11 protein-coding genes are annotated in these 11,451 nt (G+C 66.2%); 1 reads left to right on the top strand and 10 read right to left on the bottom strand.

What is annotated here, in order from left to right; all coding sequences use genetic code 11:
- Nucleotides 1–155: 155 nt before the first annotated feature.
- Nucleotides 156–1,832: a lytic transglycosylase domain-containing protein gene (locus QZ294_RS06465; RefSeq protein WP_297048132.1), complete on the bottom strand. Its 1,677-nt coding sequence runs from the start codon at nt 1,830–1,832 to the stop codon at nt 156–158.
- 188 nt (nt 1,833–2,020) lie between these two features.
- On the opposite strand from QZ294_RS06465, the gene QZ294_RS06460 reads away from it, so the two are divergent.
- On the top strand, nt 2,021–2,887 hold the full coding sequence (locus QZ294_RS06460; RefSeq protein ID WP_366140569.1) for an RNA methyltransferase: 867 nt from the start codon (nt 2,021–2,023) through the stop codon (nt 2,885–2,887).
- Nucleotides 2,888–3,204: 317 nt separating this feature from the next.
- Here the strand turns inward: QZ294_RS06460 and fliQ are convergent, their stop codons facing one another.
- The 9 genes from fliQ to tkt all read right to left on the bottom strand — a co-directional run bounded on the left by fliQ (nt 3,205) and on the right by tkt (nt 11,449).
- Nucleotides 3,205–3,474 carry a flagellar biosynthesis protein FliQ gene (fliQ, locus tag QZ294_RS06455; protein ID WP_297048129.1) on the bottom strand — a complete coding sequence of 90 codons (270 nt, stop codon included), beginning with the start codon at nt 3,472–3,474 and terminating at the stop codon, nt 3,205–3,207.
- Nucleotides 3,475–3,486: 12 nt separating this feature from the next.
- Complete coding sequence (gene fliP, locus QZ294_RS06450; RefSeq protein ID WP_366140570.1) at nt 3,487–4,155, bottom strand: flagellar type III secretion system pore protein FliP; 669 nt, start codon at nt 4,153–4,155, stop codon at nt 3,487–3,489.
- A 37-nt stretch (nt 4,156–4,192) separates the two neighbouring features.
- A complete protein-coding gene (gene fliO / locus QZ294_RS06445; protein WP_297048126.1) occupies nt 4,193–4,846 on the bottom strand; it encodes a flagellar biosynthetic protein FliO in 654 nt (217 codons plus the stop codon).
- A gap of 1 nt (nt 4,847) precedes the next feature.
- A complete protein-coding gene (gene fliN / locus QZ294_RS06440; RefSeq protein ID WP_297048125.1) occupies nt 4,848–5,447 on the bottom strand; it encodes a flagellar motor switch protein FliN in 600 nt (199 codons plus the stop codon).
- A 21-nt stretch (nt 5,448–5,468) separates the two neighbouring features.
- Entirely contained in the window at nt 5,469–6,095 is a 627-nt protein-coding gene (fliL, locus tag QZ294_RS06435; RefSeq protein WP_297048124.1) for a flagellar basal body-associated protein FliL, read from the bottom strand.
- Nucleotides 6,096–6,160: 65 nt separating this feature from the next.
- A complete protein-coding gene (locus QZ294_RS06430; protein ID WP_297048121.1) occupies nt 6,161–6,892 on the bottom strand; it encodes a YggS family pyridoxal phosphate-dependent enzyme in 732 nt (243 codons plus the stop codon).
- A complete protein-coding gene (gene era / locus QZ294_RS06425; protein WP_297048119.1) occupies nt 6,889–7,842 on the bottom strand; it encodes a GTPase Era in 954 nt (317 codons plus the stop codon). Before era ends, QZ294_RS06430 begins: the two co-directional genes overlap by 4 nt.
- A gap of 211 nt (nt 7,843–8,053) precedes the next feature.
- On the bottom strand, nt 8,054–9,229 hold the full coding sequence (locus QZ294_RS06420) for a phosphoglycerate kinase (RefSeq protein WP_297048117.1): 1,176 nt from the start codon (nt 9,227–9,229) through the stop codon (nt 8,054–8,056).
- Nucleotides 9,230–9,436: 207 nt separating this feature from the next.
- On the bottom strand, nt 9,437–11,449 hold the full coding sequence (gene tkt, locus QZ294_RS06415; protein ID WP_297048115.1) for a transketolase: 2,013 nt from the start codon (nt 11,447–11,449) through the stop codon (nt 9,437–9,439).
- Nucleotides 11,450–11,451: the final 2 nt, after the last annotated feature.

The following is an 11,451-nucleotide window of genomic DNA, read 5'->3' as shown; positions in this document are numbered from 1 at the left end:
AGACCCGGCGAATTTCTTTTTTTCACCCGGCTTGTTCTTGGCGCGAAATGCAAACCTATATGCTTGCCCCACCCCTGTCAAGAATTTTCTCAAATATTTTTGCTTCCGGTCCGCGATCCGTTGGAGACCGCCAGCTTGCCGATGCTTCCTGGCCCTCACTCCTCAGCCACCACCAGGCGCGTCCCCGAGCGCAGGCTTTTTTCATCCACCCGATTCCAGCGTTTGAGATCCTCCACGCTGACATTGTGTTTGCGCGCGATTTTCCAGAGGCTGTCATTGGCCTGCACCGTATAGGTGACCTTGCGCGCGCGTTTTTTGCCGATGCTGCCGCTGGCGCCCCGCGCGACAGGGGCGCTTTCCCGCCGTTGTGCGCCGGCCGCGGGGATGCGGAGGACATGCCCCTGCCGCACCCTGCCGGGATCCTCAATATCGTTCTGTTCCTGCAAGGCCGCCACGCTGACATTGTATTTCCTTGCCACGGCGTAGAGCGTTTCATTGGCCTGGAGCGTATGCCTGCCGCCATGGGCGGCGGCCTTTTCGCCGTCACGGCTTCGCGCGGCGCTTTCGGCACGCCCCTTGACCGGCTCTTTCCTCGCGGCAACGGGTTTCGATTTCGTGCGCTTCCCTTTCTTGTCATCCAGAGCGGCCACGGCCGTGCGCGACATGTTGACGCCCCTTGGCGCCAGAATGGTCTGCCCGGCCTTGAGCCGCCCCACATCAGGATTGACGGCCTTGAGACGCGCTACGGGCACATTGGCGCGACGACTGAGCTTTTCCCACGAATCCGCCGAGCTTGCCACCGTGACCGGACCCCAGCCCGCATATCCGGCGGTCTGCGCGGTACAGAGATACTGTTCCGCCAGTTTTTGCGAACGCGCGGGCACATAGACGAAAGTGCAGCGGTCCGTGCAGGTGATGCGCCGCTTGTGGTGCCTGTTGTAGCTGGAAAATTCCGGCCAGCTCAGGTCGCAGGCTTTGGAAAAGGCGGTGAGATCCGTGCCCGGCCGCGCGGTGAAGCGGACCACGCCCGGCGCCTTTTCCGGCTGGATGGGATCGAAGCCGAGCTGGGGAAGGTTGCGCATGATCTTGGTCACGGCCATGAAACGGGGCACATACTGCTTGGTTTCTTCCCGCAACTGGGTCTTTTCGTCGAGGGTGTGGTTCAGGGCCTTGACTTCAAAGAAATTGCGGCCGCCGGTGCCCAGCTTGGCCCGGCTCATCTTGCCCTCGCCGGCATTATAGGCCGCAATGGCCGTGGGCCAGTCGCCAAAGTCGTTATGGAGCTTCTGGAGATAGTCCGCCGCCGCTTCCGTGGCCTTGTAGGGGTCCAGACGCTCGTCCGTCCACCAGTCCTGCTGAAGGCCATAGAGCGTCCCCGTGCCGGGCATGAACTGCCACGCCCCGGCCGCGCCCGCCGGAGACCGGGCGTCCGGCCGGTAGCCGCTTTCGACAATGGCGAGATTGGCAAGCTCCTCGGGCATCCCGCGCGCGCGGAACACCTGGCGCGCGTAGTCCAGATACTGTTCCGACCGCTTGGAAAACGAGCACATGGTCTGACGCCCTTTCCGCAGGAAATATTTGTACTGGAGCGCCACATCTTCCATGGCGTGATCGGGGACATCCCTGTCGATATGCCCGGTGGACCTGAGAGCGGCCACCTCTGTATGGGTCAGCGGGTCTCCGCCTGTTTCCGGCACGATGACGCCCGGCAAGGACACCTCGGGCGCTGCGCTCTTGCGCGCCCCGCAGCCCGCCAGCGCCAGGCAGAGGATACTCAGGGCGAGCAGCAGGACCCCCGGCTGGTAGCACCGGCGCTTTCTGTAGTAATGCATTTCTCCGCTCCCCGGCAGAAGTGACAGCAAACTTTGGACATGATCCATGGGCGCCCCGCGGACGAAACGCGTGCCGCGCATAACGGCCCGCTTGCCATCCCGGGCAAAGGTGCGTAGAGACCCGGAAAACCCCGCGCATGCGCCGCTCCCGTATCCGATGGCGCCGGGGCAAACCCTGTGGAGCTTCCATGCCAAGCAGCACCGCCATTCACGGGCGCCACAGCGCCGGACGCATGGACGAGGCCGCGGACGCGGACCTGCTCCTGCCGGGCATGAAACCCGTGCTGGAGCTTCTGGCCGCAACGCCGCACCGCGTCAGCCAGGTCTTTTGCCGCAAGGGCCTGAACACCCCCGAAGCCGAGGATATCCGCCGCCTTTGCCGGCAGCACGGCATCCGCTGCACCGCTGTGGATGCCGCCGTCCTTGACCGTCTTTGCGGCCGCTCGCGGGGCCATGGCGTGGCCCACCAGGGCGTGGCGGCGCGCCTCGCGGCCACGGAATTCATCGGTCTGGAGGCTTTGCTCCGATCCGTTCCCGCCGCGCCGCTGCCGCTTCTGCTGGCGCTCGACCAGGTGCAGGACCCCGGCAATGTGGGCACGCTCTGCCGCACCCTCTATGCCCTGGGGGGCGCCGGACTCATCCTGCCACGCCACAACAGCGCCTATCTGGGTCCCGCGGCGCGCCGCACGGCAGCGGGCGCGCTGGAACGCCTGCCCGTTGCCCAGGTGACCAACCTGGCCCACGCCCTCGACAGCGCCGAGGAGGCCGGCCTTGCCATCTACGGCACCGGCGCGGGCGCCGCCGCAACGCCCGAGGGCGCCGCGCGGGGCATGGGCCGGTGCGCGGATGCCTTCACCACGCCCTTGCAGCTTCCGGCGGTGCTCGTGCTCGGCAACGAAGACAAGGGGCTGCGGCCCGGCGTTGCCAAACGGTGCGGCGCGTTCCTCCGCATCCCGTTCGCGCGGGATTTCGATTCGCTCAATGTGGCGCAGGCCGGCGCCATTCTTCTGGGGCTGGCCGCCGCGCGCCACATGGCACACATCACTGTTCGGTAAATGGCAGGGAAACTATAGTGAGGGGGAAAAACAAACAGGAAAAAAGACGCCAACAGCCTGAAAGGCAACGCAATAAAAATATGCGCCCCGGGGACGCAGAATACTTTCAGGCGAATACAGTCAAGATAAAGTATAAATAATTTCTAGATTTCTCCTTCCATGCCACGATACTGCCATCGCAGCCGGCGACACGCGCATATGCCCCAACGACAAACGCGCCCCGGAGGGGCGCGTGGAATTTCGACGGGCAGGCCGCCGCAAGGGCGGCCGCCGGCAGTCCGGCACGGAACATGCCGTGCCGCGCGGCATGTCCCCGACTATTGCACGTAGGCGGGGATATTGATGAAGACATCCCGGGTGAAGGTGGTCATGCGCTCCATGAGCCAGGGCAGCGCCAGAAGCAGGGCAATGAACATGCAGACGATCTTGGGGATGAAGGTCAGGGTCTGTTCCTGGATCTGGGTGGCGGCCTGGATGATGCTCACCACCACGCCCACGCCGAGGCCCACGCCGAGCATGGGCAGCGCCATCATCAGGCAGAGTTCAATGGCCTGTCTTCCGAAACCGATGACAAAATCAGGCGACATCTTCTCCTCCCGCTACAACAGAAAGCTGTTCACCAGCGAACCCACCAGCAGGTTCCAGCCGTCCACCATGACAAACAGGAGAAGCTTGAACGGCATGGAGACCATCATGGGCGGCAGCATCATCATGCCCATGGCGAGCAGGACGCTGGAGACGACCATATCCATGACAAGAAAGGGAATATAGATCAGAAAGCCGATGGTGAAGGCGGTTTTAAGTTCGCTGATGACATACGCCGCGGCAAGCATCATGGTCGGCACTTCATCCTTGTTGCGCGGCAGTTCCATCTGCGAGATGGAATAGAAAACGGAGAGATCCTTTTCCCGGGTATGCTTGAACATGAAGTTCCGCAGAGGGACCTGCGCCCTGTCCAGCGCCACCTTGTAGTCGATCTGTTCGTTGAGATAGGGCTGGAGCGCCTCGTCGTTGATGCGCTTGCCCACCGGAAACATGATCACCACCGTCATGAAAATGGCGAGGCTGGCGAGGATCTGCGTGGGCGGCAACTGCTGGACGCCCATGGCCTGGCGCAGGAAGCTGAAGACAATGATGATGCGCGTGAAGCTCGTGACCGTGAGCATGATGGCCGGCGCCACGGAAAGCACGGTGAGCAGAAAAAGGATCTCCAGCAGGACCGAGACCTTGCCGGGTTCGGGCGCGCCGCCGGCAAGCGTGAGAGACATGGTGGGCAGCGTGAGGTCCTGGGCGGCGAGGGCGGCTTCAGGCAGCAGGCCCGGCAGGGTCGCCACTGTCAGCAACGCCACGGCGGGCTTGATCCATGATCCCCTGAAAATCGTTGTCACGCGGCTCATCGTGCACATCTTCCTCTTTGAGCAGGCATATCTGCTGTTCTGTGACCCCCAGCAGCAACCGTGTATTCAAGAAGCGTACCACCATCAGCCCCTTGCGCGGCCCGAGCGGCATCTGCGCTTCCATGACGAGCGCCCCGCGCGGCAGGGCGCCGGGCCGGGGAAGGAAGTTGAAGCGGCCATAGCGCCGCACCAGCCAGAGCACCAGCCACAGCGCCGCCAGCAGCAGACAGAGGATGCCCACGGCCTGCACATAGCCGCTCCAGCTGAAGGCCGTCTGCCCCAGGCCCGATGCCGCGCCCGGCGTTGCGGGAGCCACTTCCGCCGCCCGCGCAAAGGCCATGTCGGAGACCGTGTCCACCGACTCGCCGAGGGCGCGACCAGCCAGGTCCAGCCCCCGGGCGATCTCCCCGGCGGCCGCGCGCACCGTGTCGCCGATGGAGGCCGCGGCCACAGGGTCATGCGCGGCAGCCTCCGCGAGGCCGGGAGCCTGTGCCGCCGTATCCGCAAGCCCCCGCACGGCATGGCCGGAGAGGCCGTCAGGCAGCGCAACGTCCGTACGCATGTCAGCCAAGCTGTTTCACCCGCTCGATGGGGCTGATGATATCCGTCAGGCGCACGCCGAACTTTTCATTGATGACCACGGCCTCGCCGCGCGCCACCAGCTTGCCGTTGACATAGACTTCCAGGGGTTCGCCCGCGAGTTTGTTCAACTCCACCACAGAACCCTGCCCGAGCTGGAGCAGCTCGTTGATGAGCAGGCGCGTGCGCCCGAGTTCCGCCGACACGTCCAGCGGGATGTCGAGGATAAAGTCCAGCTCGCGCTTGAGCTTGTTGTCGCGCGGCTGGCGGGACATTTCCGTCATGTCCTGGAAATGCGCGTCCTGGGCCTGGGAGCCGAAGGAACCTCCATTGGGATTGGTCCCCGCGCCGGAGGCCGCATTGCCGAAGGTGGCGGGTCCGCGTTCCTCCTCTTCCGCAGCCAGGGCGTCGGCCCACTGCGCCGCCAGGGCCTCATCGTCCGGGGTGCCGCCGGCGGCGTCCTCCGCCGGAGCGCCCTCGGCCGCCGCGGTGGCCGCTTCAAACGGGTCCGGCTGATCGCCGCCATCCTCTTCAAGCTGTGCCGCCCACTGCGCGGCCAGGGCTTCCTGATCGTCCTGCGCCATGTCCAACCTCGTGTGAAGCTGCTATTCCACCACAAAATCCGTCAGATACACCCGGACGACGCGCTGCGCGCCAAGGATCTGATTGAGCCGCGCCGCGATCTCCGCCTTGAGCAGCACCTTGCCGTCGGGCGTGGAAATATCCCCATAGGATTTTCCTGCCAGCAACATGATGACCGCATCGCGGATGCGCGCGCTGTGCGCCTTGAGTTCGGCGGAGACGTCCGCATTGACCTCCACCTCCATGCCGAGCTTGAGATAGCGGCGGCCGCCGGGATCGGAAAGATTGACCGTCACCGGAGGCAGCGGCAGGACCATGCCGCTGCTGCGCGGCAGATCGCTTTGCCGCTCTATGCGCGCCCCGGCCGGGGGCGTCTGCGGCGCCTGGCCCGGCGCGCCGGGCGCAGCGGGCGCCGAGGCATTGGCCGGCGCGCCCTTGGCCGCGTCCGGGGCGGCCTCGGCGGCGGGAGCGGGAGCTTCCGTTGCGGGCGTACGCAAAAAAATCCACCAGTACGCGCCGAGACCCGCGCCGCCGAGCGTCATCAGCAGTATCGCCAAAATAATGACAATGCGCTTGATACGAGATTTCTTGCGGGGCTTTTCCGCCTGCCCTTCGGGCAGGGCCGCCGCTTCCTTGTCCTTGGCCGCCATGGGCATCCTCTCCGCGAACTTCGGGCGCGGAACGCACGCCGCCCCCGGGATAGCTTATGCAGGCATCATGCCACAGGCGCGCCCGCTTTCACCGGACGCGGCCCGAAAATATCCGTCCCGATGCGGACGATGGTGGCGCCCTCGGCCACCGCCGCCGCGAAATCACCGCTCATGCCCATGGAAAGCTCGGGCAGCCCGATGCCGAGGCGGGAACGCAGGTCCTCGCCAAGGCGGCGCAGGCGCGCAAAGTACGGCCGCGCCGCATCCCCGGCGTCAAAAACCGGGGGCAGGCACATAAGCCCGCGCATCTCGAGATGCGGGCAGCGCGCAAGCACATGTTCCGCAAGGGCGGCGGCGTCCGCCGCCATGACGCCCGCCTTTTGCGGCTCCTCCCCGATATTGATTTCCATGAGCACCGGCTGCATCGCCCCGGAATCCGCCAGGCGCCGTTCCAGCGCATCGGCCAGCCTGACGGAATCAAGCGTATGGATGAGCACAAAGGCCCCGGCCACCTGCGCGGCCTTGCGGCTCTGCACATGGCCGATCATGTGCCAGCGGATACGGGCCGCGGCGGGAACACCCGCCAGTTCCCCGCGTTTTTCCAGGGCTTCCTGCACGTAGTTTTCGCCGAAATCCACCTGTCCGGCAGCGGCAACGGCCGCCACATCCGAGGCGGGGTGGAATTTGGAGACCGCCACCAGAAGGACATCCCCGGGCCGGCGGCCGCACGCGGCGCAGGCCCGCTCCAGCCGCTCCCGCACCCGGGCGAGGCGCAGCGCAAGCTCTTCAGGGTTCATTCCCCACTCCCGCCGGACGATTGCTCCAGCTCGCGGAGAAAGGCTTCGTCTTCCGTCCAGTTTTCCCGCACCTTGACCCAGAGTTCCAGATGCACCTTGCCGTCCACGAGTTCGCGGATCTCCCGGCGGGCCTCGCTGCCGATCTTCTTGATGCCGCTGCCGCCCTTGCCGATGACCATGGCCTTGTACATGGGACGGGCCACATAGATGACGGCGTGGATGACCGTAAGGCCGCGCTCCGGGTCTTCCTGCCAGCTTTCCACCTCCACGGCCACGCCGTAGGGCACTTCCTGGTGCAGATAAAGGAAAAGTTTTTCACGGATGATCTCCGCGGCCATGAAGCGCAGGGAGGCCGTGGAAACCTGGTCCTCCGGAAACTGCGCCGGCCCCACGGGCAGGCGCGACTCGATGAGCGTCCGAAGTTCGACGAGTCCGTCCCCGCTCTGCGCGGAAACGGGGAATATCTCGGCGCGGGGCCAGAGTTCATGCGCCCGGGTGAGCAGGGGCAGCATGCGGCTCTTGTCCGCGAACAGGTCCACCTTGTTGGGCACGATGATGGTGGGGCGCTCATCCCCGGCAATGGACTCGCCCAGGGGGGCAAGATCGCGCTCGAGGAATTCCGGATGGCGGATATAGAGATGGGCGTCAAGCACCAGAAGGACGACATCCGCCTGGTTGAGGCTCTGCCAGACGGCCTGGATCATGGTCTTGCTCAGGCGGCCGCGCAGCTGGGCCATGCCCGGCGTATCCATGAAGATGATCTGGGCTTCGGCATCGGTGAAGATGCCCACGATCTGGTTGCGCGTCGTCTGCGGCTTGGGGGTGACGATGGTGACTTTCTGGCCGAGCAGGGCATTCAGCAGCGTGGACTTTCCGGCATTGGGCGGCCCGGCGAGGGCGACCCAGCCGCAACGGTATTCCGCTGCTCCGGAACGGGGGGATTCACTCATCTCTCTCTCCTGGAACCGGCACCGCGCCGGCACCCGCATGAGAGCATGTTTAGAGTTTTTTTACAATGGGAAGCGGAGACGCCGCCCCGGAACACCGGAACGCCGTGCCGGCGGACGCGGAAAAACACCCGGCGGCCAGCGGCAGTCATCCCGCGGTCTGCCCGACAGCAGGGACAGACCGCGGGACGAGATATTCCAGTGTCTATGTGGGCTAGTTGACGGCGCGGGCTTCCAGAGCGGCCACCGACGGCAGCACCTTGCCCTCGAGCAGTTCCAGCGAGGCGCCCCCGCCCGTGGAAATATAGCCCATCCTGTCCGCGAGGCCATAGCCTTCCACCGCGGCCACGGAATCGCCGCCGCCCACGACCACGAACGCCTTGCTCCTGGCGAGCGACTCGGCGAGGGCCTTGGTGCCCGCGCCGAACGGTTCGATCTCGAACGCGCCCACAGGGCCGTTCCAGACCACCGTGGCCGCATCGGCAAGGATCTCTTCATACAGCGCCACGGTTTTGGGGCCGATGTCGAGGATCATCTCGTCGGCGGGCACATCATCCACGGCATGGACGGTCGCCTTCTGCCCCGGTTCCAGCGCCCTGGCCGTCACCACGTCCACGGGCAGCGGCAGGCGTTTGCCCTGGGCGCGCGCGTTCTCCATGATCTTTTTGGCTTCCGGCACCAGGTCCGGCTCATACAGCGACGCGCCCACGCTGTGGCCCGCCGCCGCCAGAAAGGTATTGGCAATGCCGCCGCCCACGATGAGGCTGTCCACCTTGGCGAGCAGGTTGTCGAGCAGGCCGAGCTTGGTGGAGACCTTGGAACCGCCGATAACCGCCACGAGCGGCCGCGCGGGATCGTCGAGCACCCTGGCGAATGCCGAAAGTTCGGCCTCCATGAGCGGCCCGGCGCAGGCCACGGCGGCCTCGCGCACGGCGCCTTCCGTGGAGGCGTGCGCCCTGTGGGCCGCGCCAAAGGCATCCATGACATACACGTCGCCCAGAGCGGCGAGTTTTTTTGCCAGGGCCGGATCGTTCTTCTTCTCGCCCTTGAAGAAGCGGATGTTCTCCACCAGAACGACCTCGCCGGGCGCGGCCTTGGCCGCATCGGGCGAAACGGCCACGCGCACCGGCACGCCCAGCAGCTTGCCGAGATGGGCGGCCACGGGCTTGAGCGAATACTTTTCCTCAAATTCGCCTTCGGTGGGACGGCCGAGATGCGAAAGCACGATGACGCCCGCCCCCTTGTCCAGCGCAAGGCGGATGGTGGGGAGCGCCGCGCGGATGCGCTTGTCGTTGCTGATGACGCCATCCTTCATGGGCACGTTGAGATCCTCACGGCTGACCACGGTCTTGCCCTTGCAGTCCACATCACGCAATGACCTGATGGACATGATGCCTCCTTGGCCTTTCCAGAGCATGCGGCTTTGCCATGCTCCGCGTTTTCAACTCCGCTGCCCGCGCCGCGCGGCGGCACGCCGCAAACCGCTCAGGCAAGCACAGGGTCCGGTATTTCGCGGAAAACCGCGCTTTCCGCGCAAAGCGGCCCGGACGGCGCCTTCGCCTGCCGGCGCCGGCCGCGCATCCTTACTTCTCATTCCTCAGAGGGCGGATGCCGGCCGTTCCAGCAGGGCAAGCGCCCGCGCGGCCACGTTTTCGGCGGTAAAGCCGAAGCGCTCGAACAGCACGGCGCCGGGTGCGGACACGCCAAACCCCTCCATGCCGATGATCTCGCCATCAAGGCCCACATACTTGCGCCACCAGGAAGGAGCCGCCGCCTCCACAGCCAGACGGCGCCGCACCGCCGACGGCAGGACGCTCTCGCGCCACGCCTCGTCCTGGGCGTCAAAAATTTCCGCGCACGGCAGGGAAACCACGCGCACACGCCTGCCCCGCGCGCCCAGCGCCACCGCCGCCTCCACGGCCAGGGCCGTTTCCGAGCCGGTAGCCATGAGGATAAGCTCCGGATCGCCCGCGCACTCGCGCAGCACATAGCCGCCGCGGGCGATAGCCGCCACCTGGGCGTCATCGCGCGAAAGCTGCGGCAGCTTCTGGCGTGAAAGGGCGAGGCAGGTAGGCGTGGCGGCATTTTCCAGCGCCGAGCGCCAGGCGACGGCCGTTTCCACGTCATCGCAGGGGCGCCAGACATGGAGGTTGGGGATCATCCTCAGGGTGGGGATCTGTTCCACAGGCTGATGCGTGGCGCCATCCTCGCCGACGCCGATGGAGTCATGCGTCAGCACCCACACGACGCGCAGGCCCATGATGGCGGAAAGGCGCAGGGCATTGCGCGCCTGATCGGAAAAAGCCATGAACGTGCCCGCGTAGGGGATGAAGCCGCCGTGGATGGCGAGTCCGTTCATGATGGCGCCCATGCCGAATTCGCGGACGCCGTAATACAGGTAATTGCCGCGGTACGATGCCGTGTCCAGCGGCGCGGACGCCGCCGTCTGCGTGCCCACGGAGCCGGAAAGATCCGCCGAACCGCCCACCAGCTCGGGAACGGCGGGCACCAGCACCTCCAGCGCCTTGCGCGAGGCCACGCGCGTGGCCTCGGCCTTGTCCCCGGCCGCGGCCGCCGCCATGAGGCGGCGCACGATCTGCGGCCAGTCCGCCGGAAGCTCGCCGGCCATGCGCCGCCGAAACTCCGCGGCCAGTTCGGGATGCGCCGCGCCATAGGCGGCAAAGGTGGCGTTCCAGGCGTCTTCCAGAGCCTGCCCCTGCGCGCGCGCATCCCACGCGGCGCGGATATCGTCCGGGATCTCAAAGGGCGCCGCCGTCCAGCCCAGGGCGCGCCGCGTGGCTTCGGCCGCCTCCTCGCCGAGAGGCGCGCCATGGCTCGCCGAAGAGTCCTTCTTGGGCGAACCGAAGCCGATATGGGTGCGGCAGATGATGAGGGCCGGCCGTTCCGCATCCGCGCGGGCCTCGGCCAGGGCCGCGTCAAGGGCCGCGCCGTCATGGCCGTCCACCGGGCCGATGACCTGCCAGCCATAGGCCGCGAAGCGCTGGCCCACATCTTCGCAGAACCAGGCGTCCACCTTGCCATCGATGGAAACGCCGTTGGCGTCGAACAGCACCGTGAGCTTGCCGAGCGCCCACGCCGCCGCCAGCGCGCAGGCCTCATGCGAAACGCCCTCCATGAGGCAGCCTTCGCCGCAGAAGGCATAGGTGCGGTGATCGACGATCGTATGTTCCGCGGTATTGAAGCGCGCGGCGAGCATCGCCTCGGCCAGGGCCATGCCCACGGCCGAGGCGATGCCCTGGCCGAGCGGCCCGGTGGTCATCTCCACGCCCGGCGTCAGCCCGCGCTCGGGATGCCCCGGCGTGCATGAACCCCATTGCCGGAAATTTCTGATCTCCTCCATGGGGAGGTCATAGCCCGTAAGATGGAGCACGGCATAAAGGAGCATGGAGGCGTGCCCGTTGGAGAGCACGAAACGGTCGCGGTCGGGCCAGGCGGGATCGGCGGGATTGTGCCTGAAACCGTGCCGCCAGAGGGCTTCGGCCATGTCGGCCATGCCCAGCGGCGCGCCGGGGTGCCCGGAACGGGCCTTTTCGATGGCGTCGATGGCGAGGGCGCGGATGGCATTGGCGCAGTCTCGGCGGCTCGGCATGG

It is taken from the genome of uncultured Desulfovibrio sp., from assembly GCF_910584445.1.
Classification (GTDB): Bacteria; Desulfobacterota; Desulfovibrionia; order Desulfovibrionales; family Desulfovibrionaceae; genus Desulfovibrio.
This window is presented reverse-complemented; position numbering and strand designations above follow the sequence as displayed.

Coding starts and splice junctions, on each gene's coding strand:
- QZ294_RS06465 (WP_297048132.1), bottom strand. CDS start 1,832: ATGCATTACTACAGAAAGCGCCGGTGCTACCAGCCGGGGGTCCTGCTG.
- QZ294_RS06460 (WP_366140569.1), top strand. CDS start 2,021: ATGCCAAGCAGCACCGCCATTCACGGGCGCCACAGCGCCGGACGCATG.
- fliQ (WP_297048129.1), bottom strand. CDS start 3,474: ATGTCGCCTGATTTTGTCATCGGTTTCGGAAGACAGGCCATTGAACTC.
- fliP (WP_366140570.1), bottom strand. CDS start 4,155: ATGTCTCTCACGCTTGCCGGCGGCGCGCCCGAACCCGGCAAGGTCTCG.
- fliO (WP_297048126.1), bottom strand. CDS start 4,846: ATGCGTACGGACGTTGCGCTGCCTGACGGCCTCTCCGGCCATGCCGTG.
- fliN (WP_297048125.1), bottom strand. CDS start 5,447: ATGGCGCAGGACGATCAGGAAGCCCTGGCCGCGCAGTGGGCGGCACAG.
- fliL (WP_297048124.1), bottom strand. CDS start 6,095: ATGGCGGCCAAGGACAAGGAAGCGGCGGCCCTGCCCGAAGGGCAGGCG.
- QZ294_RS06430 (WP_297048121.1), bottom strand. CDS start 6,892: ATGAACCCTGAAGAGCTTGCGCTGCGCCTCGCCCGGGTGCGGGAGCGG.
- era (WP_297048119.1), bottom strand. CDS start 7,842: ATGAGTGAATCCCCCCGTTCCGGAGCAGCGGAATACCGTTGCGGCTGG.
- QZ294_RS06420 (WP_297048117.1), bottom strand. CDS start 9,229: ATGTCCATCAGGTCATTGCGTGATGTGGACTGCAAGGGCAAGACCGTG.
- tkt (WP_297048115.1), bottom strand. CDS start 11,449: ATGCCGAGCCGCCGAGACTGCGCCAATGCCATCCGCGCCCTCGCCATC.